A 24076-nucleotide genomic window follows, 5' to 3' on the forward strand; every position below is an offset into this window, starting at 1 on the left:
GGCGTGAGCCAACGAGGGAAGAGTGCGCTTATCGCAGGAGTGTCTGCCGATGTTCGCGATACCAACGCGCACTGAAGAATTACCGATTTGCATGATGCGGTGAGGTATGGCGATTTGAGACACTAAGAGGTGCTGGGATTTGGAGTTGATCTCATCTCCTGCCCGAAAGATCCGAAATGTTGACTCGACGATATCGACTCCCGCTCGCCGCCGCAGTTCTCGGCATCTCGCTGCAGTATAGTTCTGCTGCCGCCGGCCCAGATGCTCAGGCTGTCCGGCTCAATAACAATGGCGTTGCGCTGATGAATCAGCAGCAGACTGAGCGTGCCGAGGCAGCTTTTGCGGAAGCATCCCGTCGCGACCCCGCCATGGCAGAAGCAGCGCTGAACGACGGCATCGCGCTGCTCTACATGCAGAAGCTCACCGAAGCTGAAGCCTCGTTGAAGCGTGCTGTTACGCTCAAGCCCGCTGACCCGCGTGGATGGTACAACCTTGGCCTGGTGCAACGCGCGGCCAACAACGTCACGGAAGCGCTGGCCAGTTTTCGCCGTGCTTCGGAGCTCGATCCCACCGACGTTGACTCGCTTTACTTCGAAGGCGTATGTCTGCAGGAGGAGAAACAGTTCGAGCCGGCCATGGCTGTGTTTAAGCGCGCCATTGCAATCGATTCACAACATGCTTCTTCGGAGTTTGCACTGGCTCGCGCCCTGCAGCGATCTGGTCACGCCGACGAAGCCAAGGTGCACTTTCAGCGGTTCCAACATCTCACCGGTGCCAAGGTTTCCTTTCCGATTGGACTGAGCTATGGTGACCAGGGGCGCTATTCAACGGCCGTTCCGGTATCCGCCCCACTGCTGCCACGGCCCGCAATCATTCCGATTCACTTCTCTTTGCAGTCCCTGACCGGCCAGTCAAGTGCCACGCCGGTTGCCTCGAGCGGCGGCGTATGCGTGATGGATGTAGATGGCGATGGGCTGAACGATCTGGTGCTGATGCAATCGGGCGACGCAGCCATTCGGATATTGCGCAATCAGGCTAGTGGGCGCTTCCAGCCTTTGGATATCCAAGGCGCAGGCTTGGCGATTTCGGGGAAGGCTGTCTCGTGCGCGGTCGGCGATATTGATGGCGACGGCCTGCCAGACCTCATCATCGCTCTCGAAGATCGTCTCGAAGTCTTCCACAATCTCGGTCACGGCCACTTTGAAAACCGTACCAAGGCCTCTGGTATGGCAGCGCGCAATCACCCGAATGGCATCACTCTGATCGACTACGATCACGATGGCGACCTCGACCTTTTCCTCACTGGCTCACCGTTGCAGGCTGGCGGAAACGCCAATGTCCTCTGGCGCAACAATGGCGACGGCACGTTTACAGAATGGACGAACCAGGAAGGTCTGGGCGGTTCCGGCACAACGAATGCGGCTCTGCTTTCAGACGTCAACAACGACCGGGCTGTGGATCTTGTCGTAACCGGCGATGGCGGCTCTCCTTCTGTGTATATCAATCCGCGTGAAGGTAAATTCAACGAACAGTCGTTGGCGCCAGCAAGTGAATTGAAGGGCTCGTTGGGCGTAGCTGCGCTCGACTTCGACAAAGATGGCTGGATGGATCTGGTGGTTACGCAGGACGGAGCACCAGGGCTTTCGCTGTGGCGCAACAAGCAGGGCAACGGTTTCGAGCGTATTGCACTGCCCCTTTCCGATGCAACGCGTGCGTGGGGCGTAACGCCGATCGATGTGGACAACGATGGATGGATCGACCTCGCCATCATTGTTGAGACAAAGCGTGGCGCTGAAGTGCGTGTTCTACGCAATCTCGCGGATGGTCATTTCGCCGATGTAAGCAAGTCGCTTGGGCTCGATCGCGTCCCGCTCGTGAAGCCGCGAGCGCTGATCGCCATGGATATCGATGGCGACGGCGACAGTGATCTTCTTGTGACTTCGACAAGCGGTGATCCGGTTTGGCTGCGCAATGATGGCGGCAATCGCAATCACTCCGTGCGGCTCAAGCTGACCGGCTTTGCCGATAACAAGACAGCCATCGGAACCAAGGTGGAAGCACTCGCTGACGGCCTGCGACAAAAGTGGGAGATAGCCGGCGCGTCTGGCTACATGAGCCAGGGCCCGACGGAGATTCTCGTAGGGCTCGGCGACGCGGATGGCATTGACCTGCTGCGTCTGCTGTGGCCTACCGGCGTTCCTCAGGACGAGATCAATATCGCTCGTCAACCAGTCGTGACTTACCTGGAAGCAGACCGCCGCGGCAGCTCTTGCCCCGTCCTGTTCGCTTGGAACGGCTCAAAGTTCACACTCGTCACCGATACCATCGGCGCGGCTGTTGTTGGTCACTGGTTCACACCTTCACGGCGCAATATTCCTGATCCCGATGAATGGGTGAAGATCGACGGGTCTCAGCTTGCTTCAGCCAATGGACGACTCAGTCTGCGCTTCACCGAGCCGATGGAAGAGGTGAATTATGTCGACCAGTTACGCTTGCGTGCGGTTGACCATCCCGAAAGCACAGAGGTCTATCCCGATGAGCGCTTCCTCGATGAACCCCCCTTCGCATCAGGTAAGTTGATCGTTACGGGGGCAGCGCATTTGGCTTCGGGCGCATGGGATAGCGAAGGCCGGGATGTGCTCTCATCCCTCGCGCAGAAAGATCACATCTTTGTCAGCGACTTCGCCAAGCTGCCCTATGATGGCTTTGCCAACCAGCATTCGCTTACCCTTGACTTAGGCTCGTGGCAGCAGGGCAACCCGTTGCGGCTGCTGTTCACAGGATATGTTGAATACTTCAGTGCCACATCGCTCTACTCCGCATGGCAAGCGGGTATTTCGCCTGTCTCGCCTTATGTCGAAGCGCAACTTGCCGACGGTTCCTGGCAGCGCATCGACAAGGAAATGGGCTTTCCGGCAGGCCTCGAGCGCACGATCGTGGTGGACCTGACGGGGAAGGTTCCCGCCGGCTCGCGTCGCATCCGCATCGTCACGAACCTGCAGATTTACTGGGACCAGGTTCTGATCGACAACTCCCCTGTCAATGCATCCGTTGCCCACGAAACTGAGATTCCTCTGGCACGTGCTGGCCTTCGTTTCCATGGATATCCGCGGCAGATCGATGGCAAGAGCCCCGGCGACCTTGACTATCACTATGACGAAGTCAGTCTTACAGGGCCCTTTCAGCGTCAGCGCGGAAGCTACACGCGCTTCGGCGATGTAACTCCGCTGGTAAGTGGGATCGACAATCAGTTCGCCATCTTCGGTAGCGGTGAAGAGATAGCTGCGGACTTCGATGCGAGCGCATTGCCCCCGCTACCGCCGCACTGGAAGCGCGATTACTTCTTTTATGCCAACGGCTACGTGAAGGACATGGACTTCTACGATGCTTTGCCGTTCACCGTATCACAGTTGCCTTTTCATGGCATGAGCAAATATCCGTATCCGGCAAATGAAGCGTTCCCGGACGATAACAAATCGATCGAGTATCAACTGGATTGGAACGACCGCTTCGACAGCGGTAATCCTTCCCGCACCTTCCGCTTTGACTATCAACTGCGGCCGTCAACACCCAACGATCCAATGCCCGGTACGAGCCCGCATGAGTGAGTTAGTCCTTGCTTCGGCTACCGGGCAACTGGATCGTTTGCGAGCAGGCAGGGTCTCTGTTCTGGAATTGGCTGAAGCTCATATCGCCCAGATCGAACGCCTCAATCCATCGATCAACGCGCTCGTCGATTTCGATGCAGAGCGCGTCCGTGCTGAGGCTCGCAGACTTGATGCAGTAGCCGATGCCACGGGCGCATTGCATGGTCTTCCTGTCACGATCAAGTCCTCGATTGCAACAGCAGGCTATCGCTGCGAGATCGGCAGCACGATTCATCGCGGAAACATCCCGACGGAGGATGCAGTCGTCGTAGAGCGTCTTCGTGCTGCCGGGGCTTTGATTCTTGGCACAACCAATTGCCCCGAGTTTCTGATGGCCTACGAGACCGACAATCTCCTGCATGGCCGCACCTCGAATCCATGGAATCTAGACTACTCTCCCGGTGGTTCAAGCGGAGGTGAATCAGCTGCGATTGCTGTCTGCATGTCGGCCGCCGGACTTGGCAGTGACAGCGGCGGATCGGTGCGTCTACCGGCGCATTTCACAGGCATTTGCTCGCTGAAGCCAACGCCCGGCAGAGTGCCTGGCCGCGGCCATCTGCCACCCTGCGTTGGCCCATTCTCAGTGCTCGGCGCAATTGGTCCGATGGCTCGTACGATCGAAGATGTGACGTTGCTCTTCGAGGCTTTGTCAGGGCAAGACATCCATGATCCTAGCAGCGCTCCCACTGCGCTCCGCAAGCTATCGCTTGCCGATCTGCGCACTCAAACAATCGGTTATTTCGAAGACGACGGGCTCGTTCCAGTGACGGCTGAAACACGGCTGGCTGTTCAGTCTGCGGCGCAAGCGCTGCGGAATGCCGGCTTTCGAGTCGAACCATTTCGTCCTCGCACGCTTGAGCTCTTGCGCAGGCTTTGGTGGACCTTCTTTGTGCAGTGCGGCGCGATGTTTTATGAGCCCACCATTCGCGGTAAGCAAGATCAACTCAGTCCCATCTTCCGCGAGTTTCTCTCGTTCGCGGAGGCATCGGGTCCACTCAGTGCGACGCAGTTATTGCAGTCATGGGCCGAATTGGATCTACTGCGCAACAAGATGCTCGAAGAGATGGAGCGCTATCCGATCCTGCTGTGCCCCGTGGCCAGTATTCCTGCTTTTCGCCATGGCGAGCGAAGCTGGTCCATTGATGGCGAAAAGGTCGACTACCTCGACGTAGTGCGGCACACGCAATGGTTTAACGTGCTGGCCGCTCCGGCTGCCGTTGTGTCCGTAGGACGCTCGCCGGAAGGCTTGCCCATCGGCGTGCAGGTCGTCGCTCGTCCGTTTGAAGATGAAGCTGTGCTGGCTGTGGCGGGAATTCTTGACCAGGCTTTTGGATATCAGCCGCCACCGATGGCGGTGCAAGCTGCACGAGATCGAAGCTAGATCCCGATCGGGAACGGCTTCGGGCTGGATTCCTCCGGATTCGCGCCACTCTTCCAGCGCTCAAACCGGCCCTGCAGCAGGCTCATCAAACCGGTGTACCAGTAGCCCAGCACAAACAGCAGCAGAAAAGGCACAGTGAAGTAGTTGTGATTGATGAAGGTGTACACAATCGCCATCGCGAAGTAAGAGCCAATCGCCAGCTCGACCCACGGAGTCCACAACAGGCGTTTGCGGTACTTGCCCGCCTTCGACTTCTCGCCCTTCTTCGCAACCGAGTACTTCGGCGTACGCGCAAAGGCGCTCTTGATGCCGAACAGAGCCTCCATCACCGCTTTGGTGTTGGTCACTGTCAATCCAATTCCCAGCGCCATCAGGATCGGGAGATAGAAGAATGTCTTCATCCACGACTTGGGGAAGAGTTCCCGCTGGCTCATCACATAAAACACTGCGATCGACAACGTGGAAGCCGTGAATAGCGGCACATCAATCAGCAGCATCTGAAACCAGCCCTGATAGAAGCGTACGATCATCGCCGGGAGTAGCAGCGCGGACATCAGCACCATCAGCGGATAGCTCAGGTTTGCCGTAAGGTGATACACGGCCTCGACCTTAATGCGTTTCGGTACATCGGACTTGAAGATGATCGGCAGCACCTTGATCGAGGTCTGGATGAGCCCTTTGGCCCAGCGCGCCTGCTGCGTCTTGAACGCGGTCATTTCGATGGGCAACTCAGCCGGACATTCGATCTCAGGCAGGTATTTGAACTTCCATCCCGCAATCTGCGACCGGTAGCTCAGGTCCGTGTCTTCGGTCAGCGTGTCGTGCTGCCAGCCGCCCGCATCCGAAATCGCCTCACGCCGCCACATGCCCGCAGTGCCATTGAAGTTGAAGAAGTCCCCGCTCCGCGCCCGCGCGCCATGCTCCAGCACAAAATGGCCGTCGAGCAGGATTGCCTCCACCTGCGTCAACAGGCTGTAGTCGCGATTCAGGTGCGTCCAGCGCGTTTGCACCATGCCGATCGCCGGATCGGTAAAGTGGTGGACGACCTTCATCAGCCAGTCCGGCGGTGGCACAAAGTCTGCGTCGAAGATCGCAATTAGATCACCCTTCGCCAGCTTCAGCCCGGCGTCGAGAGCCCCGGCCTTGAATCCATGCCGGTTTTCGCGATGGATGTAAACGATCGGATTGCCCAGCGCCGCGTACCGCTCCACCATCGCTGCGGCTACCTGCTGCGTCTCATCGGTCGAGTCGTCGAGCAGCTGAATCTCCAGCTTGTCCTTCGGGTACTGCATGGCGCAGACAGCTTCCAGCAGGCGGTCGATGACAAATTGCTCGTTATAAATGGGCAGCTGCACCGTAATGCGCGGCAATTCGTCAAAGTATCCCAGCGGCTCCGGCTTGTAATCCTTCTTATGCTTGAAGTAGAGGTAAACAAGCTGGTAGCGGTGAACACCGTAGATGGCCAGGATGATCATGACCGTGAAGTAGGGAATCAGCAGCCACCAATCGAAGGCGTTCCAACTGCCCTTACCCTTGAAAATGTCGTCGCTGAACTGGGTGCGGACGAAGTGGCGCCAGCCGTTTTGCGGTACCAGCAAGGCCAGTTGCACCGGAGTAATGAGGCGCGACAGCAGGCCGCCGACGAGATTCAGACTGTTGGTAATCGCTGCGATCAGAACAGACCTCCCGTCAACTTCCGTAAACCGCTACTCGATCATGATACGGCAATTTACTGCGCGTTGGCCTAAAGAGAACGCAACTGGAAGATCGTCAATAAGTTGCTGGGCGGCTCGACCCGAACACCGCTGATCACTCTGCCAAAGAATGCCTGGAAGTGCTTCTTGTCTCCAGTAATGAGATAGTCCGCCTTAGCCTGCACAGCTGCTGCGAGTACAGGACGATCTTTCTCTGGCAGAAGCAGGATTTCTGCGGTTGCTGCGTGCTCGGTGGGCAGGTCTGGAAGCACTAGAACGGTAACGTTCGTCATGTATCGGCGCAGGCGCTCAATCTGCGAAATCTGAAAAAGATTACGCTGCACCTCGGCCATCACATAGATCGAAGTCACCAGCCTCACTCCTTCCAGTTGCCAGATGCGTTGAATCTCTGCATTTTCCTTCCATGCGGCAGAAATCAGGATGTTGGCGTCCAGAAAGAGTACCGCCTGCGAAATCTCTGTCACTCAGGCCACCGGATGTGATCGACGGTGTCAGGATCAATGCCCATCGCCTTCACATCTTTGCGCGCTTCGAGATAGCCTTCCTTGCTCATCACGTTGTTCAGGAAGAATTCAGCGAGCCGTTCCGGAGTATAGGTCTCAACGTCAACAGGTGACGTTACAGCTGGCCGCATCAGAATGCCGCCGTCGTGCTCGGAGATGAGCATCCTGCTCCCTTCATCCAGCTTGTAGCGCTTTCGCAGCTTTGCCGGAATCACGACTGTCCCACGTTTCCCGAGTAATACAGTCTGCATCTCAGTATCTCCGATATTCAGAATAACGGAGATACTGCGCTTTGTCATGAAGCTGATTCAGTTGTCTGAGTCCGGTTGCATTTGTCGAGGACAACAGAGTACCGTTCTGCGTATCAGAGGTCACCGCATGTCCACGCTCACCGCTTCGTCCATCGTTGCCGCATCCGGTGGAAGCTTTCTGCTCGAAAGCCGCCAGCCGGAGGAGATTTTCACTCCGGAAGACCTGAGCCAGGAGCAGCGCCAGATCGCCGAGACCGCAGCCCGCTTCGCCCGGGAACAGCTTCTCCCGGCCGTGGCCCAGATCGAAGCAAAGGAACCCGGCGTCATGCGGAATCTGCTGCGCGAGGCCGCCGATCTCGGTTTCGCCGCCGTCGATATTCCAGAGGAATACGGCGGCCTCGGCCTCGACAAGACGACCTCAGCGCTCGTGGCCGACCAGACCTCCGTCGTCGCCAGCTTCTCGACGGCGCTCGGTGCGCACGTCGGCATCGGTACTCTCCCGCTGGTCTGGTACGGCACCGAAGAGCAGAAAGAGCGCTACCTGCCCCGGCTGGCCACCATGGAGCTAGTCGCCGCATATGCCCTGTCTGAGAGCACTTCCGGCTCGGATGCCATGAATATTCGCACCCGCGCTGCGCTTTCGGAAGACGGAAAGCAGTACATCCTGAACGGCGAAAAAATGTGGATCACGAACGGTGGCTTCGCTGACCTCTTCACCATCTTCGCCAAAATCGATGGCGAGAAGTTCTCCGCATTCCTTGTCGAGCGCGGCACCCCGGGTTTCACCGTCGGTAACGAGGAGCACAAACTCGGCATTCGCGGCTCGTCCACCTGTCCGCTCGTCTTTGCTGACTGCCGGATTCCGGTCGAAAACCTGCTGGGCGAGGCAGGGAAAGGCCACCACATCGCCTTCAATATCCTCAATATAGGGCGGCTCAAGCTCGGCGTGGCCTGCATCGGCGGCGCCCGCCCGCGCTGGAGCAAGCCCTGCGCTACGCCAAGGAGAGAGTCGCATTCAACAAGCCGATCGCCGAGTTTGGCCTCATTCAGCGCAAACTCGCCGCCTGCGCCACGCGGCTCTACATCACCGAGACCATGTCCTACCGCACCTCCGGCATGATCGACGCTGCCCTCGCCGCGCTGGCGGAAAGCGGCTCTGTCTCCCCGCGCGAGACACAAAAGCGTATCGAGGAGTACGCCGTCGAGTGCTCGATGCTTAAAGTCTTCGGCTCCGAGATGCTCTCGCTGGTCTCCGACGAACTCGTCCAGATCATGGGTGGCTATGGCTATGTCGAAGACTACCCTGCCGAGCGCATCTACCGCGACGCTCGCATCAACCGCATCTTTGAAGGCACCAACGAGATCAACCGCCTCATCATCACCGGCTGGCTAATGAAGCGGGCCATGAGCCCGACAGGTACTTTGCCCCTGCTTCTAGCGATCAAGAAGTTGATGGATGAAATCACGCAGCCGCCCGAGTTCGGCGCGGAGGAAACCGGCGAACTCCTCGAACGCGAAGAAAAGCTTCTCGGCAATTTGCGGAAGATATTCCTGCTCGCCGCTGGAGTTTCCTCGCAGCGCTACATGGCCGCGCTGCAGGATCAGCAGGAGCTCATGGCTGATCTGGCGGACTGCATCACAGCTATCTATGCGCTGGAGTCCGGGCTGCTGCGCGCCCGCAAGCTGGCAAGATCCCGTCACTCGCTCGCTTCGGTAGCCGCCGCGATGACCAGCAGCTTCGCAGAAGAAGCTCTTGCCACCACCGAGCAGGCCGCCCGCCGCGTACTCACCGCATCCGCGGAGGGAGATACGCTCGGCATTCAATTGGCGATTCTGCGCCGATTCACGAGGAGCACCCCTGCTGACACCATCGCTCTGAACCGCACCATCGCCGGCCATTTTCTCAATTTGGGTCGTTACCGTCTTTAGACAATGACCCAATCGGATCATCCCTACCTACGCCAAAGTTCTTGACTTCGCCATCGCAGTGCACTAAAACCAATGCGTATCGGAGCAATTTCTTGCGCAGTTCGTCGCTTGCCTGCAGGCAGGCGGCGCACCACGCGATCAGGCTCAACAAGTGGCCATCCCCTCCGGGCTTGAGTTGCCCGGCTAACCGATTACGGCCAGGTGCGAACTCCTTGCCCAATACGCCCGTATCGAGGAATTTCATGATCTCCCTCCCCCCTGTCTCCCTCCCCTTGGTTATTTCTTCTGCCCTGTCTTCCACTCGTCGCAACGTCCGTAACGTCGCAGCCGCGTCGGCATTGGCCGCTCTGAGCTTATTCTGCGGTGCTTCTGCTTCAGCCCAGGCTGGCCGTGCCGGGCAGATATCGCAGCCGGTCAATGAAGCCCAGCGAGTCGTTCTCCCCGGAAACGTGCATCCCCAGGCCACGCGCGCCAACGATCGCGGCATCGTGCCGGCTTCCATGCCCGCCGAGCGCATGCTTCTCGTCCTGCGCCGTAGCCCGGAGCAGGAACTCGCCCTCCGCGCCCAGATCGAGTCGCTGCATGACAAGAATTCCCCGAACTTCCATAAGTGGCTCACTCCGGAGCAGTTCGGCGCCCAGTGGGGCGCGGCCGACTCGGACATCGCCGCTGTAACCTCATGGCTCCAGTCGCACGGTTTCACAGTCAAAGGACCCTCGACCGGCCGTACCGTCATCGAATTCTCCGGTACCGCAGGCCAGATCCAGTCCGCCTTCCATACCGAGATTCACAGTTACATGGTCAACGGCGAACTGCACCACGCCAATGCCTCAAACCCGCAGATTCCCGCGGCGCTGGCCCCGGTCGTTGCCGGCATCACTGCGCTGAATGACTTCCGTCCCAAGTCGATGTCGAAGAAAGGCAAGCTCGGCATCTACGACACGGTGACTCATACCGCGCGACCAGCCGTCAGCCCGAATCTCACATCCTCGGGCTCGTTCGGGAACTACCTTTACGTCGGTCCGGCTGACGCGGCAACAATTTATAACTCGCCCATCCCCTACCTGAACGCATCCGCCAGCGGGAAGACCATCGACGGAACCGGTGCCAAAATTGGGATCATCGGCGACTCCAACATCTCCATTGCGCAGGCCGCGAACTACCGCAAACTCTTCGGTCTGGCTCCGCACGATCCCTCCGGTACTCCCAAAGTTCCTACGGTGATCATTGACGGGGGCACCGATCCCGGCGAAAACGGGGACGCTGTCGAAGCCTACCTGGATGTGGAAGTTGCCAACGGAATCGCACCCGGCGCCAAGGTCTACTTCTACACCGCCGCCGATACCTCTCTGAACTACGGCCTCGATCTGGCCATTCTCCGCGCCGTCAACGACAATCTCGCTGACGTCCTCAACCTCAGCTTTGGCGAGTGCGAAGGCGGTTTGGGGCAGGTCCAGAATACGTACTACGAAGGTGTTTGGGAGCAGGCCGCGGCCCAAGGGCAGTCAGTCACCGTCTCCACAGGCGATAGCGGTTCGGCCGCGTGTGAAGATCCCAACAAACAGACTGTTGCCTTCAACGGTCTCCAGGTCAACGGCCTCGCCTCGACGCCTTTTAATATTGCCGTCGGCGGTACCGACTTTGCGGCACTCGTTGGCCCAGACGGTTCCGGCACGGACTTTACCAACTACGTCTCATTGAACAGCAATCCCGGCACCCTGGGTTCAGCGAAGAGCTACATCCCCGAAGTTCCCTGGAACAACACCTTCGCCAACTATCCGCCCGGTCCGATCTCCTCGACACAAACCGAGCCTGCACCTTACGACAACATTGTGGCTGCCGGCGGGGGCAAGAGCAACTGTGTCGTCGCGCACCTGGATGGCAACAATCTCATTTGCGAATCGGGCTATCCCAAGCCGTCCTGGCAATCGGGCGTGACCGCCAGCGACAGCGCCCGCGATCTTCCCGACGTATCCATGTTTGCCGCGAATGGGCTGTACGCCGCCTCGTGGGGCATCTGCACCGATCAGGACCAGGATAGCGCAGGGAATCCTATTCACGACTGCACACCCGGCTCCGACGGACTTCCCTCCAACGAGTTCTATATTTACGGCGTCGGCGGAACCTCGGCAGCCGCCCCGGCTTTCGCAGGTGTGCTTGCTCTCATCCGCCAATCCACAGGCGAACGGCAGGGCCAGGCCGACTACGCACTCTATAATCTCGCGTCGGCAGCACCCGGCGTCTATCACGATGTCACCACCGGCAATAACTCCGTGCCCTGTTCGCCGGGGACGACAGACTGTGTCAAGAACGCGGCTGGTTCCTACTACCTCACCGGGTATGACGCCAAAGCTGGCTACGATCTTGCCTCCGGTCTGGGGAGTGTCGATGTTTCAGCCCTAGTAACGAACTGGGCCAGCGCCGGCCTCGCCAGCACCACCACGGCTCTAACCGTAACCCCAACCTCCTTTGAACACGGCACCATCGCCCATGTCGACGCGACCGTGACCAGCGCCGGAGGAACACCGACCGGTGACATAGCTCTCACCTCTTCCGCCAATCCCCCGTCGGCTCCTTTGGCCAAGTCCATCGGAGTTTACCCCCTCGTTGCGGACGGCTCGACCGGCGAGTTGGATCTGAATTACCTGCCCGGCGGCAACTACAAGCTGACGGCCAGCTACGGCGGCTCGGACAAGTTCGCGCAAAGCGTCTCGCCGACTGCGACCATGAGCATTACTCCTGAACCGAGCATCGTCCTGGTCAGCACGACTGCCTACAACCCGATTACCGGAGCTGCTCCCACCGGGACCAGCCTGCCCTATGGCTACTACATCGGTTACGACGCCCAGCCCTACGGCCACAACTCTCCCAGCCCTTCTCAGCCGGATGGTATTCCTACGGGAACAGTGAAGTTCTCCGCGGGCAGTAACAGCCTCGGCACGGATCCGATTGGCTACAACGGAGTCGCAGAGTCCATCAACTACAACATCTCGCCCGGTAGTTACACTCTGACGGCTGCCTACTCCGGGGACAACAGCTTTCTTCCCCAGGTGGGAACGCTCCCGATCGTGATCTCCAAGGGTGTAACCAAGACCACACTCTCGGCCAGCGCCACCAAGTACACCGGTACGCCGATCGTTTTCACCGTCAACCTGACCACCATCAGCATCGCCGCTGCCCCCACCGGCACAGTCGCGTTGGTGGCCGACGGCGTCACCATCGCGACCGGCCCGCTGGTTGGGACGGCCGCTTCCAGCCCGAACCTGGCGTTTGGAACGGCTACCATCGCGACTTCCAACCTGCCGCCGGTCAATTCGCAAATCACAGCCGTATATCTCGGTGACGTGAACTACGCGAGTTCCACCTCGAACGCGGTTGCCGTCTCAGGCAAGCCAACCTTCAAGATGACCGACATCAGCGTGACGCTTACCGGCGAACATACGACGGCGGCCGCCGCTATTCCAGTGATTTCTGAGGGTGGCTACGCAGGCACCATCAACTTCACGTGTTCCCTCACCAGCACGACAACTGCAAAGGCCCCGCCGCTCTGCCTCATCACCCCGAGTTCGGAAGCGCTGGCAGCCGACGCTACCATTCACCCTCAAATTCTCCTGTTCGGTAAGGGCACCAAGATTCCCAAGGGTCTTACGGCAGGCGGCATGCACTCCAATGCTCTTGGTCTGGGAATAGGCATCGGCGCGGGAACAGCAGCGCTCGCATGCTGCTTCTTCTTCGGCATCCCGGCTCGCCGCCGCGGCTGGAAATCTGTTGTATCGGTCTTCCTGCTCCTGGTGGCCTTCAGTAGCTTCTCCGCCTGCAGCACCCAGGCAAAGCTGATCACCGCAGGCAAGTACACCTTCACTGTCCGAGGTACTGACTCCAAGGACTCTACCAATACCCAGACGTCTACGGTTCAGGTTGACGTCCTGTAAGCAGGCGCAGTCATCACAATGCGCAGAGGCCATCCCGTGAAGGGATGGCCTCTGCGCATTTGGTTTAACTTATCAGATTAGAACTGCGGTCCGAACTGGCTTCCCTTGACCCACAGCGATGGATCGATATCCGCAAAGATACTATCCCGCACTTCGATTGCCGTCAGTATCTCGTCGGTTTCAGGTGTCAGCGCGCCCGTCTGCTTGAACTCAAACCACGCCGCTTCCACTGCCTTGAACTGGTCGACATGCGTCATGATGCGAGCCTCAGCATAGTCCCTCGCCGGACCGGTCGTAATCAGGAACTGCCAGTCTGACGACTCCAGCAGCAAAAGCTCACGGCATAGCTGCTTCACAATGCGCGTTCCGGTAGGCGTTGCCCGCCAGGCTCCCTCGGTCGCGATATCCCGCGTCGAAGCCTCGGCAGGATAGATATGCGTCCAGCTCCAGCTCGTGTCAGGATTCAACCACACATGGTTGTTGCCGTTTTCGCCCCAGGAGCCTTCCTTCATGCCCAGATAGGCTGTCGGCGGATACTTATCCAGGTATTCACCGCAGCTGATCAGCTCTACCGGGCAATCTTCGCGCGCAATGTAGCGAGCCACATGCTCCAGCCACTCCGGACCCTCATGCCACCAGTGCCCGAACAGCTCGGCATCGAACGGCGAAACCAGAATCGGCGGATTTCCGGCATTGCCGAAATTTGGCCTCAGGGTTTCAACCACCACATTCGCAAAGTGCTCGGCATGGGCCTTGGTGCGCGCTGCCGCTCGCTTCGGATAGTAGGGCGTCTTCATCCCAAGGTCTGCCTTGGAGTGGGTCACCTGCCAGTAGCGGTGTCCACCGGGCCAGCGCTTTTTGTGAAAGTCGAGGTAAACCCCATCGCCCGGGTATCCCGTGTCCCCCGACCAAACCTGCAAACCAGTCCGTGGATCGCGCGGAAACACCATCGTGTGGTGCTCGATCGCGGTTGGACCGTCGACGATATAGGGTTTGTAAACCGTCTTGAGATATGCAGAAGACTCCAGCTCGAGTTCGGCACCCTCTGCTCCGTGCAGCAGGTCGTAGGGTGTGTAGCTTACCGACTCCTCGATCAGGTGAGTATCCGCAAAGAAGTAGCCAATCCCACCCTGATACATCGCTTCTTCCACGCCAATGCGCTCAAACGGATCCCACTTCTTATCCGAACCAGCGGGGATCACCGGCGTCTGCCACAAGCCCGCCGGCCGATAGCCGCACTCCGGAGCCCACATGCCGCGCGGGTGTTTGCCCAGGTGCTTTCGATGCGTAGCCGCGCCAGTCTTGATCTGCGCAACGATGCTTTCGTCCGTGCCCAGCAACGGGAAGTACCCGTGCGTAGCTGCGCAAGTGATGATCTCGATCATCCCCGCGTCATTGAACGGCTTGAAGCCCGCGATGATGTCGCCGCCCAGCGCGTTGAAATCGTCCAGCGCCTGTTGAAAGTACGCCTGCCACCACTGCGCCGTCTCCGCCAGGTGCTCTTCGCCCGTGGTCTTGAAGTGCTCTTCATCCACTATCGCTGCGGCAATCTTGCGATTCAGGTATTCCGGCAACTCCGCCTTGAAGACCGGATGCGCCAGCTGTTCCAGCAGGATCGGAGAAATGTTCAGATTCGCTTTGAGCGCGATCCCATCCGCTTGTAACCGGCCCAGCACTCGCAGCAGAGGGAGATACGTTTCTGTTGCCGCTTCTAAGAGCCACTCCAGGCCGTGTGGCCAGGTGCCGTGATTCACCACGTAGGGTAAGTGAGCATGCAACGTGAATGTCAAATAACCGGAAGGTTGACCTTTAGTCATTGGTACGCTCTGCTCCACACTGGCTTGGAAATATCATTGAAGATCCGGCCAAAACTCTGACCGGGAGAGGTTAGCGTGACGGATCACCTTCGCACATTTCCCCTGAAGGCGTCTATCCCGCCGGCGAATCGAGGGCGCATTCCATCGTCACCCGGCAGAAGTTGCTGCAAGTGTATCAGAGCCGGAGATTGACTTAAGGTCTGTCTTCGCCATGCGGGAATGTTTCTCACGCCCGGACCTTTGAGCACTATGAAGCAACTTAGCCCGGCAACATAGCGTCCAATGGGGAGGGTTGAGATGAATTGATTTCGCAATCAATCTCCACATCGGGGTTTTGCGCTACACTGGCAAAACCTCATCGGAGCAGAGATGACTGGCATTCAACGTCCAAAGGATTTGATACCCTCAGTCCTACTTCAGGTTTGTGAAAGGAGTTTTCTACATGGCAACTGACAATCAGCAGGCTTTCGGATGGTTCCTTGCAGGTTTGGGACTTGGCGCTTTGGTGGGTATCTTGTACGCCCCCAAGAGTGGACGCGAAACACGCGAAGACATCGTCGCCACCGCGAAGGATGGCACGGAATTTGTGAAGGTTCGCGCCCGCGAATACGTTGACCAGGCTGGCGTGCTCGTTGAGCGCGGCAAGGGTCAGGCAGCGGAATATGTGTCCAAGGGCAAGGAAGTCGTGGAGCGCGGTCGCGCCCAGTGGGAAGATTTTGTCGATCGCGGCAAGGGCTTCGTCAACGATCAGACCGTAAAGGTCGCAGCCGCTGTCGACGCCGGCAAGAATGCCTACGTCGAAACGACTGCTGCGCCAGGAGAAGGTCCGCTCTCATAAGGCAAGCGCGCTTTCAAGAGTTGGCCTGATCGACATCTCATAGAACCCGGTGCAGGGTGAGCAATACATTTGCCGCCCTGCACTTTACTCATGCACAGGAAACTTGCAGCAAAGCCCGTTTGAGCGAGATATCCATGGATACGAATACCCTTCTGATCATCTTTGTTGGTCTTACCGGCGCTGCAGTGATTCTGCAAGCCTGCGTTCTCTTCGCCATTTTTGTTTCGCTCCGTAAGACTGCGCAGTCGGTCACACAGGCCACTGAGGATTTGAAGGCCACCATTCTCCCTATGGCGCATTCCACGCGCGAACTCATCGAACGGATTACCCCGCAGGTCATCTCAGTCTCCCAGGGCCTCGCTGAACTTACGGAGCTGGTTCATCGCGAGAGCAAAGGCGTGCGAACTTCGGTTTCTGAAATCACGGAGCGCGTTAGCCGCCAGACAGCTCGTCTTGATTCCATGCTTACCACAGGCTTGAATGCAGTAGAAAAAGCAGGCACGCTCGTCGAAACAGCAATGGCCGGACCGATCCGTCAAGCCAACGGCATAGCCGCCGCCGCCCGGGCCATCGTGGACACCTACCTCTCTTACAAGCCGTCGCGAAAACCCGTGCTCGCCCGTCCGCAGGTGATTCCTGCTCCGGAGGTAGAGCTCTATCCGCAGGAAACCGGCACCGGCTCCGGCATTTAATTCGTACTCGGTCGCATCCTCGTTGCCGTCTAAGGTAATACTGTTGCACGAGGATCATGATGGCTTCACTCAACGCACGAATCAGCCTCTTCATCATTGCCACTCTTTTCAGCGCCTCTTGCCTGGTGGCACAGCCTACGCCCCAGCAATCTCTGCTGGTTCTCTCCAAGCACGATCACACCCTGTCGATCGTCGATCCGCTCACGCTGAGAGTTGTCGCCCGCGCGCCTGTTGGCCCCGATCCGCATGAGGTCGTAGCCTCGTCCGACGGCAAGACGGCTTACGTCTCCATTTACGGCGGCGGCGCCTATCATACGATTTCAGTCATCGATCTCGTCGCGCAGAAGGCTCTCCCGGACATCGATCTCGGCGTGCTCAACGCTCCCCACGGCCTGGACTTCCAGGCGGGCAAGCTCTGGTTCACCGCCGAAGGTGCCAAGGTGATCGGCGCCTACGATCCAGCCACCGGGAAGATCGATTGGGTCATGGGTACCGGCCAGAATCGAACCCACATGATCTTGGTCACGCCCGACGCGGCAAAGATCTACACCACCAATGTCAGCTCAGCGACGGTCTCCATCTGGGAAAAGAAGGCCCAGGTTATGCGTCCGCCGCCGCCCGGTCCTGGAGGCCCAAGCGGCCAGCCGGGGGATCCCCCGCCAGGCCCGCCACCACCGGGAATGGGAGGTCCGCCGCGCATGGAGTGGAATCAGACCGTCATTCCGGTGGGCCAGGGCGACGAAGGCTTCGACGTCTCGCCTGATGGTCACGAGCTTTGGACTGCCAATGCCCAGGACGGGACCATCTCCATTGTTAGTACCGATAGCAAGAAGGTCACCGCGACACTGCCCGCGAATGTCGCCAGCGCCAACCGGCTCAAATTTACCCCCGACGGCCGCTTCGTTCTCGTCAGCATGCTGGGCGCGGGCGATCTGGTCGTCATTGACGCCGCCACACATAAGGAACTGAAGCGCATCCCCATCGGCCACGGCGCCGCCGGTATCCTCATCCAGCCCGACGGCGCACGCGCCTTCATCGCCTGCACCCCGGACGACTACGTAGCCGTCCTCGATCTGAAATCCATGCGGATCACCGGCCACATCGATGCCGGCAGCAATCCGGACGGTCTCGCCTGGGCTGTTCAGAAATAGTTCAGTTGGATTGTTACAGGTGGCTAGAGAATCCAGCCGCCGCCGACTACTTCATCGCCGTCGTAGAAAACAGCGGAGTGCCCCGGCGTTACAGCACGCTGCGGTTCGTCGAAGGTGACCAGTACTGCGCCGTCTCCAGCTTCGCCGTCGGGCGCGATCCAGGCCGGAGCAGGGCTCTGGCTATGCCGGATCCGCGCCTGCACCCGCATCGGGGCGTCCAGCCCGGCAATGCTGATCCAGTTGTTCCGCCGCGTGCGGAACGAGCGTGTATTCAACTCGGACTCCGGCCCGACAGTGACCCGATTGCTGGCCGAGTCGATATTCAAGACATACAGCGGGTTCGGCGAAGTGACACCCAACCCCTTGCGCTGCCCGATCGTAAAGTTGTGAATCCCTTCATGCTTGCCCAGAGGCGCGCCGCTAGTAGTAACAAGCTCCCCGGCAGAGTCAGGCACAGCCTCGCCCTGCTCCTCCAGATAGTTCTGGATGAACTGCTTGTAATCGCCACCCGGAATAAAGCAAATCTCCTGCGAATCCGGCTTGTCGGCCAGCGCCAGCTTGCTGGCCCGCGCGATCTCACGTACCGCCGGCTTTTGCAGATGCCCCAGCGGAAAGAGCGTATGGGCCAGCTGATCCTGCGTCAGACCAAACAGAAACCAGGTCTGATCCTTCGCAAGATCCGCGGGCCGCTTCAGAATCCACCGCCCACGCGCCGGATCGTAGTCATTGCGCGCATAGTGGCCGGTGGCAATCCGCTCCGCGCCAATCTGCCGCGCCGTCAGCAAGAGCTGGTCGAACTTCAAATGGTTGTTGCACAGCGAGCAGGGAATCGGCGTCCGCCCGGCCAGGTACTCGTTTACGAATGGCCGCACCACATCCGCTTCAAACCGGTCCTGCTGATTCACCACGTAATACGGAATATCCAGAGTCTCAGCCACCCGCCGCGCGTCGTATACGTCGTCCAGCGAACAGCAACGCCCGGTCTTCGGACCCTCCGGCACGCCCGGCTTTCCAGCCAGCCGGTTTTGGTCCCAAAGCTGCAGCGTAAGCCCGATCACCTCAGCGCCTTCGGCGCGTAGCATCGCCGCGACAGTGGAAGAATCCACGCCGCCCGACATCGCTACCGCGATCGTTCCGGTTTCTACGTTTGCAGTTGCCATTGCTTAACCCAACGTCCCAGCGAGAACCGGCGAAAGTTCCCGCAGCCGGTTCACCGCCGCCGGAACAACTTCCAGCACGTAATCAATATCCTCGTCTGTTGCCGTCTTCATCAAGCTGAAGCGCAGGCTGGCCCGCGCCCGCGTCTTGTCCAGACCCATCGCCATCAGCACATGCGAAGGCTCGGTTGCCCCCGAGTGGCACGCTGACCCGCCGGAAACGGCGATCCCCTTCAGGTCCAGGGCAATCACCAGCGCCTCACCCTCCAGGTTCTCAAACCAGATATTGGAAGTGTTCGCTGCCCGCGATGTTCCTTCGCCATTCACGCCCGTGCCCGGAATCGCCGCCAACAAACCCTGCTCCAGGCGATCGCGCAACTGGGCTACGCGGTACATCGCGCCAGACTCCAGCCCATGCATGGCAATCTCGGCAGCCTTACCGAGTCCCACAATCGAAGGCACATTCTCCGTGCCTGCCCGGCGGCGGCGCTCATGGCTTCCACCGACAAACAGCGGGTCCAGCGGCGTACCCTTGCGCACGTACATCGCGCCAATGCCCTTCGGGGCGTACATCTTGTGCCCGCTGATCGAGAGCACATGACAGCCAATCTTGTTCACATCCATCGGCAGCTTGCCCGCGCCCTGGACCGCGTCAATGTGGAAGAAAACACCAGTCTGCGCAGCAATCCTGCCAATCTCCTCAACCGGCTGAACCACCCCAGTCTCGTTGTTCGCCAGCATCACGGAGATCAGCCGAGTCTCCGGCCGGATCGCCCGAAGAATGTCCATCGGATCGATCAAACCATTCGGCAGCGGATCGACCTTGGTCGTCGTGATACCGTCGCGAGCCAGCCGGTCGGCAGCTGCCAGCACCGCAGAGTGCTCGATCGAAGTCGTGATCAGGTGATCGCCCGGATGCAGCAATCCAAAGAGCGCCGTGTTGTCGCCCTCCGTGCCGCCCGAGGTAAACACCACCTCAGCCGCATGACAGCCAAAGAACCCAGCGAGAATTTCGCGAGCATGGTCCACCGCAGTCCGGGCTCGCTGGCCCTGCTGGTGGATCGAAGAGGCATTGCCGAAGTGCTCCATCCAGTAGGGACGCATCGCCTCCATCACTTCCGGTAGAAGTGGTGTGGTGGCATTGGCATCCATATAGACTCGGCGCATGGCAGATTTCTCCTTTCTACCATCATACGTAGAGATGCGTTCTGACGATACCGCCCAGGCGCAAGTGGTGATTTTTCAAAGCCAAAGGCGAGAAACCGCAGCTAAAAGGTGATTCGCCGCAATCCATGCACTGGCGGCGGCCCAACCCCTACTGCTAAAGTCATCTCGCGGCCCGGACTTCCGTTCGCCCGCTTTGGAGGATCTCCCATGCGTCTCTCGCCTCGCACCATCGCCTTTTTAGGCTGTTGTCTGCTCGCCGCACCATCCACCTTCGTCCACGCCCAGGCCGCCGAAAAGCCTACAGTCGGCACCCACGTCTCCCCGTCCAAGACCTATGACAAACTCCTCAGCGGCATCGAGCAGGAATTCGTAAGCGCCGCCGAAGCCATGCCCGAAGACAAGTTCAACTTCGCGCCTCCCGCCAGCGCAGGCGAATTCAAAGGAGTCCGCACCTTCGCCGCGCAGGTCAAGCACGTCGCCGGAGCCAACTACTACTTCTTCGGTGGAATGCCGGAAAAAGATGCCCAGGCCAAGGAAGAAGCCATCGAAAAGCTCACCAGCAAGGCTGACATCATCAAGGCCATCAAGGACTCCTTCGCCGTCGCGCATACTTACATGAACGGCATTACTGACGAGAATGTCTTCGTTCTCACCGCCAACGGCACCCGCGGCGGCATGGCCAGCATGGGCCTGACCCACGTGATGGATCACTACGGCCAGATGGTCGTCTACCTCCGCATGAACGGTATCGTCCCCCCGGCCAGCCGCGGCAGCATGTAATTTCTTCTCGCAAAAAAAATGGGCGCCAACCGGCGCCCATTTTGTAGCTGAGAGTTAGCTTACCGTTTTTCCAGCACGACATACGGCCTAGGATAAGCAGGCCCAATATACTCCGCACGTGGCCGAATCAGCCGGTTATCATCCAGTTGCTCGATCACATGCGCCGCCCACCCCGAGATGCGGCTCACCGCAAAAATCGGCGTAAACAGGTCCACATCGATTCCCAGCGTGGTGTACGTTGATGCCGAATAGAAGTCCACGTTCGCGTTCAGCTTCTTTTCCGCGTTGATGTAGAGCTCAATCGCTCGCGACCAGTCGTACCACTTCGTCACGCCGGAGTCTTTGGAGAGCTGCTCGCTCATTCGCCGCAGATGCGTAGCGCGCGGGTCTTCTGTCTTATACACGCGATGCCCAAAGCCGGAAACCTTCTTCTTCGCCGCCAACATCTCCCGCACGTACGCGACCGGATCAGCGCCAGCCTTGTCGATCGCAAACAGCATCCGCATCACGGCCTCATTCGCACCGCCATGCAGCGGCCCCTTCAGCGCGCCAATCGCCCCTGTCACCGCCGAATGAATATCCGACAGAGTCGCGGCGATCACCCGTGCCGCAAAAGTGGAAGCATTGAGCTCATGGTCCGCATGTAGGATCAGCGCTACATCCAGAGTCTTTGTTGCCGTTTCAGAAGGCTTCTCGCCATTCAGCATCCACAGGAAATTCGCAGCATGGCTCAGCGTCGGATCCGGCTCGACGACTTCCAGCCCTTTGCGCAGCCGGTCGTAGAGGGCCACAATCATTCCGACCTGCGAAGTCAGGCGGAAGGCCTTGCGGACATTTGCATCATGGAGATTGTCAGCCTCGTCCGCGTCATACATGCTCAGCGCAGAAACCGCCGTGCGCAGTACCTCCATCGGGGTTGCAGTCTTCGGAAAGCTCTTCAGCAGCGTGACGATCGCCGGATCGATCACTCGCGAAGCCGCTAGCTGCGCGCTGAACTCGGTCAGCGCCGAAGCCGTCGGCAGATGGCCGTTCCAAAGCAGATAGGTCGTTTCCTCAAAGGTCGAGTGCACGGCCAGCTCATGAATGTCGATGCCGCGATAGGAGAGAATCCCTGCCTCGCCATCAATCCAGCAAATCCCCGAGTTGGCAGCAACAATGCCTTCGAGTCCCTTCCCAGCAACTGCAGTGGCCATAATTCCAAATGCTCCCAATCAGGTTATGTGCGAAATACGGAAGAGACGGGCCGAATCGGGCAGGCCACGCAATCTCGAAACAACTCAGCAAAACTCTTTATAGCGCAGCGATTCCATGATTGTCACTTCCACTTAAGACACCACACCGGGGAAACCCCCGACTTGTCCCGCTTCACGAAACTATTCCCGCGCCCTCTGCGTTCTTCTGACGCTGGAGCCGTCCGGAAGGCCGCGTCCACTTGCCGCACCCTGAAAGACTCAAACAGCCTGCAACGTAAATGTTCCTCGCTGCGAGATCTTTTGAGTATGCTTGTACGCACTGGCATCTCAGCCGTCTATTTCAGGTAAGAGTCTGTCACGAAAGGTTTCCCTCATGAGCGAATTCGAAACTACTCCTTCTAGAACCGTCTCCGGTGCACTGATAGGCGTTGTGGCAGCCGCCTTGCTGCTTGCCGTCGGAGGCCTGGTCTGGACTTACGTCCTTTCTACTCACCTCACCCACCAGCAGGCCGAACTCGCAGCGGCCAACGACCGCAACATGAAGCTCCAGGCCGACCTGCGCGAAACAAACGCCCGCCTCAAGGTGACAACCGAAGAGCTGGGTCAGTCCCTCGGCCTCACGCAAAAGCAACTCGAGGCCAAGTCCCAGGACATTCTGCGTCGCGAAGAGGCTGACAGCAAACGCCTCGAATCCGCCCAGAAGGCTGCCAACCAACAAATCGCAAGTGTCTCCAGCGCCGTCACTGACGTAAAGACGGACGTCGGCGGCGTCAAAACGGACGTTGCCAAAACCCAAAGCGATCTAGCCACCGCCGTGAGCCAGCTTACGTCCATGCAGGGCGACATTAGCGGCCATTCCAGCCTCATCGCCCGCAATCACGATGAGCTCGAACTCCTGAAGCACAAAGGCGATCGGAACTACTACGAGTTCACCCTGAACAAGGGCGAAAAGAAGCCTGTCTCCACGGTCAGCCTTGAACTCAAGAAGTCAGATCCCAAAAAGAGCCGTTTCACTCTCAACGTATACGCCGACGATATCAAGGTCGAGAAGAAGGATCGCAACATCAACGAGCCGCTGCAGTTCTACACAGGCAAAGACCGCAACCTCTACGAGATCGTCGTGAACTCCATCGGTTCCAAGAACCAGATCACCGGCTATATCTCAACGCCAAAGGGTGCACCGGCACCACCCACCATCAACTAGCCGCAACAACGCCTGCTACCAGCCCAAGCACGACTACTGTTCCGTGATTGGGCTGGTTGGCAGCAGGACAAGATCCGGGTGGTATTTGAACTGCAGAGTGATGTTCAGATCCTTGTGAGCGGCCCACTCATCCTTGGTCACATGGAAGGCTGAAACCATCATCCCGTCCAGTACCTCATTCGGCTTCAACACCGTATCCCGATCCAGTGGCTTTCCATGCAGGCTAGCCAACTCCGGGTACACGAGGAAGATTCTTCCGTAGTCAGACGCGCCGGCCGCGATACTCACGTGCGGCCCGTCCGCCAGCGTCACATTCGTCATCATCTCTTTGAGCACTATCGGCGCATCGCTTTCGTTCCGGACCCGGATGTGCGAGAACACCAGCACCTGATCGAACTGCTCTGTCGGCATAACTACGCCGTTAGCGTCGTGTGGAGTGTTCAACTGATGCACCGAGTGCGTCCAGATCTGCGTCACCTCGCCGGCCGCCACCGGCGGCTTCCGTGACGACAGCAGAAATAGAGTGACAGCGACTGTAACAACCACCGCCGCCACAATCGCTGCCCAGAGAATGTAGCTGCTGCCCGAGGCATAATCTTCGCCGTGGGCGCTCGCATCGTCTTCGTGAATTTTGTCGTTCTTCAGTTGCAGCAGGCTCATAGCGGACTAATCTTACTCCGATTCGAGCAAATTAGCCTGAAAAATGCGGCAAAATCCCA

19 protein-coding genes are annotated in these 24076 nt (G+C 58.7%); 10 read left to right on the plus strand and 9 right to left on the minus strand.

The features are described 5' to 3' along the window. Positions 1–176: 176 nt before the first annotated feature. Together AC5S27_RS06325 and AC5S27_RS06330 are read left to right on the plus strand one after the other, a co-directional pair. On the plus strand, positions 177–3608 hold the full coding sequence (locus AC5S27_RS06325) for a CRTAC1 family protein (protein WP_493933715.1): 3432 nt from the start codon (positions 177–179) through the stop codon (positions 3606–3608). Then, a complete protein-coding gene (locus tag AC5S27_RS06330) occupies positions 3601–5028 on the plus strand; it encodes an amidase (RefSeq protein WP_493933716.1) in 1428 nt (475 codons plus the stop codon). The genes AC5S27_RS06325 and AC5S27_RS06330 overlap by 8 nt, the downstream gene beginning before the upstream one ends. Here AC5S27_RS06330 and AC5S27_RS06335 read toward each other — a convergent pair. From AC5S27_RS06335 to AC5S27_RS06345, 3 genes are all read right to left on the minus strand, one after another. Continuing rightward, on the minus strand, positions 5025–6626 hold the full coding sequence (locus tag AC5S27_RS06335) for a cellulose synthase family protein (RefSeq protein ID WP_493933717.1): 1602 nt from the start codon (positions 6624–6626) through the stop codon (positions 5025–5027). The genes AC5S27_RS06330 and AC5S27_RS06335 overlap by 4 nt on opposite strands. Before the next feature lie 146 nt (positions 6627–6772). Then, a complete protein-coding gene (locus AC5S27_RS06340; RefSeq protein WP_493933718.1) occupies positions 6773–7207 on the minus strand; it encodes a PIN domain-containing protein in 435 nt (144 codons plus the stop codon). Further along, positions 7204–7497 carry an AbrB/MazE/SpoVT family DNA-binding domain-containing protein gene (locus tag AC5S27_RS06345; protein WP_493933719.1) on the minus strand — a complete coding sequence of 98 codons (294 nt, stop codon included), beginning with the start codon at positions 7495–7497 and terminating at the stop codon, positions 7204–7206. Before AC5S27_RS06345 ends, AC5S27_RS06340 begins: the two co-directional genes overlap by 4 nt. A 127-nt stretch (positions 7498–7624) precedes the next feature. Here AC5S27_RS06345 and AC5S27_RS06350 point away from each other — a divergent pair, with 127 nt between their 5' ends. Continuing rightward, positions 7625–8617, plus strand: coding sequence for an acyl-CoA dehydrogenase family protein (locus AC5S27_RS06350; RefSeq protein ID WP_493933720.1), 993 nt, complete (start codon positions 7625–7627; stop codon positions 8615–8617). Beyond that, on the plus strand, positions 8524–9426 hold the full coding sequence (locus AC5S27_RS06355; protein WP_493937278.1) for an acyl-CoA dehydrogenase family protein: 903 nt from the start codon (positions 8524–8526) through the stop codon (positions 9424–9426). The genes AC5S27_RS06350 and AC5S27_RS06355 overlap by 94 nt, the downstream gene beginning before the upstream one ends. Here the strand turns inward: AC5S27_RS06355 and AC5S27_RS06360 are convergent. Further along, positions 9401–9670, minus strand: a complete 270-nt coding sequence (locus AC5S27_RS06360) for a hypothetical protein (protein ID WP_493933721.1) — start codon at positions 9668–9670, stop codon at positions 9401–9403. The two genes, AC5S27_RS06355 and AC5S27_RS06360, sit on opposite strands and share 26 nt — an antisense overlap. On the opposite strand from AC5S27_RS06360, the gene AC5S27_RS06365 reads away from it, so the two are divergent. Next, positions 9669–13358, plus strand: coding sequence for a protease pro-enzyme activation domain-containing protein (locus AC5S27_RS06365; protein ID WP_493933722.1), 3690 nt, complete (start codon positions 9669–9671; stop codon positions 13356–13358). The two genes, AC5S27_RS06360 and AC5S27_RS06365, sit on opposite strands and share 2 nt — an antisense overlap. 77 nt (positions 13359–13435) lie before the next feature. Here the strand turns inward: AC5S27_RS06365 and AC5S27_RS06370 are convergent, their stop codons facing one another. Beyond that, positions 13436–15175, minus strand: coding sequence for a glycoside hydrolase family 57 protein (locus AC5S27_RS06370; RefSeq protein WP_493933723.1), 1740 nt, complete (start codon positions 15173–15175; stop codon positions 13436–13438). Positions 15176–15617: 442 nt separating this feature from the next. Between AC5S27_RS06370 and AC5S27_RS06375 the strand changes: the two genes are divergently transcribed. The 3 genes from AC5S27_RS06375 (at position 15618) to AC5S27_RS06385 (ending at position 17856) form a co-directional block, all read left to right on the plus strand. Further along, complete coding sequence (locus AC5S27_RS06375) at positions 15618–16013, plus strand: YtxH domain-containing protein (RefSeq protein ID WP_493933724.1); 396 nt, start codon at positions 15618–15620, stop codon at positions 16011–16013. A gap of 134 nt (positions 16014–16147) precedes the next feature. Then, positions 16148–16705 carry a hypothetical protein gene (locus tag AC5S27_RS06380; RefSeq protein ID WP_493933725.1) on the plus strand — a complete coding sequence of 186 codons (558 nt, stop codon included), beginning with the start codon at positions 16148–16150 and terminating at the stop codon, positions 16703–16705. Positions 16706–16761: 56 nt separating this feature from the next. Beyond that, positions 16762–17856, plus strand: a complete 1095-nt coding sequence (locus AC5S27_RS06385; protein WP_493933726.1) for a YncE family protein — start codon at positions 16762–16764, stop codon at positions 17854–17856. A 23-nt stretch (positions 17857–17879) separates the two neighbouring features. Here the strand turns inward: AC5S27_RS06385 and mnmA are convergent, their stop codons facing one another. Beyond that, positions 17880–19016, minus strand: a complete 1137-nt coding sequence (mnmA, locus tag AC5S27_RS06390) for a tRNA 2-thiouridine(34) synthase MnmA (protein WP_493933727.1) — start codon at positions 19014–19016, stop codon at positions 17880–17882. Positions 19017–19019: 3 nt separating this feature from the next. Continuing rightward, on the minus strand, positions 19020–20180 hold the full coding sequence (locus AC5S27_RS06395; protein WP_493933728.1) for a cysteine desulfurase family protein: 1161 nt from the start codon (positions 20178–20180) through the stop codon (positions 19020–19022). Between the two features lie 207 nt (positions 20181–20387). On the opposite strand from AC5S27_RS06395, the gene AC5S27_RS06400 reads away from it, so the two are divergent. Continuing rightward, positions 20388–20960, plus strand: coding sequence for a DinB family protein (locus tag AC5S27_RS06400; protein WP_493933729.1), 573 nt, complete (start codon positions 20388–20390; stop codon positions 20958–20960). A 59-nt stretch (positions 20961–21019) separates the two neighbouring features. On the opposite strand, the gene AC5S27_RS06405 is transcribed toward AC5S27_RS06400, so the two are convergent. Further along, positions 21020–22153, minus strand: a complete 1134-nt coding sequence (locus tag AC5S27_RS06405) for a citrate synthase (protein WP_493933730.1) — start codon at positions 22151–22153, stop codon at positions 21020–21022. Positions 22154–22526: 373 nt separating this feature from the next. Between AC5S27_RS06405 and AC5S27_RS06410 the strand changes: the two genes are divergently transcribed. Continuing rightward, entirely contained in the window at positions 22527–23357 is an 831-nt protein-coding gene (locus AC5S27_RS06410; RefSeq protein WP_493933731.1) for a hypothetical protein, read from the plus strand. Positions 23358–23390: 33 nt separating this feature from the next. On the opposite strand, the gene AC5S27_RS06415 is transcribed toward AC5S27_RS06410, so the two are convergent. After that, entirely contained in the window at positions 23391–24017 is a 627-nt protein-coding gene (locus AC5S27_RS06415) for a hypothetical protein (protein WP_493933732.1), read from the minus strand. Between the last annotated feature and the right edge of the window lie 59 nt (positions 24018–24076).

The sequence above is a fragment of the Acidicapsa borealis genome (assembly GCF_059115245.1).

Coding starts and splice junctions, on each gene's coding strand:
- AC5S27_RS06325 (WP_493933715.1), top strand. CDS start 177: ATGTTGACTCGACGATATCGACTCCCGCTCGCCGCCGCAGTTCTCGGC.
- AC5S27_RS06330 (WP_493933716.1), top strand. CDS start 3,601: ATGAGTGAGTTAGTCCTTGCTTCGGCTACCGGGCAACTGGATCGTTTG.
- AC5S27_RS06345 (WP_493933719.1), bottom strand. CDS start 7,497: ATGCAGACTGTATTACTCGGGAAACGTGGGACAGTCGTGATTCCGGCA.
- AC5S27_RS06350 (WP_493933720.1), top strand. CDS start 7,625: ATGTCCACGCTCACCGCTTCGTCCATCGTTGCCGCATCCGGTGGAAGC.
- AC5S27_RS06365 (WP_493933722.1), top strand. CDS start 9,669: ATGATCTCCCTCCCCCCTGTCTCCCTCCCCTTGGTTATTTCTTCTGCC.
- AC5S27_RS06360 (WP_493933721.1), bottom strand. CDS start 9,670: ATGAAATTCCTCGATACGGGCGTATTGGGCAAGGAGTTCGCACCTGGC.
- AC5S27_RS06370 (WP_493933723.1), bottom strand. CDS start 15,175: ATGACTAAAGGTCAACCTTCCGGTTATTTGACATTCACGTTGCATGCT.
- AC5S27_RS06375 (WP_493933724.1), top strand. CDS start 15,618: ATGGCAACTGACAATCAGCAGGCTTTCGGATGGTTCCTTGCAGGTTTG.
- AC5S27_RS06380 (WP_493933725.1), top strand. CDS start 16,148: ATGGATACGAATACCCTTCTGATCATCTTTGTTGGTCTTACCGGCGCT.
- AC5S27_RS06385 (WP_493933726.1), top strand. CDS start 16,762: ATGATGGCTTCACTCAACGCACGAATCAGCCTCTTCATCATTGCCACT.
- mnmA (WP_493933727.1), bottom strand. CDS start 19,016: ATGGCAACTGCAAACGTAGAAACCGGAACGATCGCGGTAGCGATGTCG.
- AC5S27_RS06395 (WP_493933728.1), bottom strand. CDS start 20,180: ATGCGCCGAGTCTATATGGATGCCAATGCCACCACACCACTTCTACCG.
- AC5S27_RS06400 (WP_493933729.1), top strand. CDS start 20,388: ATGCGTCTCTCGCCTCGCACCATCGCCTTTTTAGGCTGTTGTCTGCTC.
- AC5S27_RS06405 (WP_493933730.1), bottom strand. CDS start 22,153: ATGGCCACTGCAGTTGCTGGGAAGGGACTCGAAGGCATTGTTGCTGCC.
- AC5S27_RS06410 (WP_493933731.1), top strand. CDS start 22,527: ATGAGCGAATTCGAAACTACTCCTTCTAGAACCGTCTCCGGTGCACTG.
- AC5S27_RS06415 (WP_493933732.1), bottom strand. CDS start 24,017: ATGAGCCTGCTGCAACTGAAGAACGACAAAATTCACGAAGACGATGCG.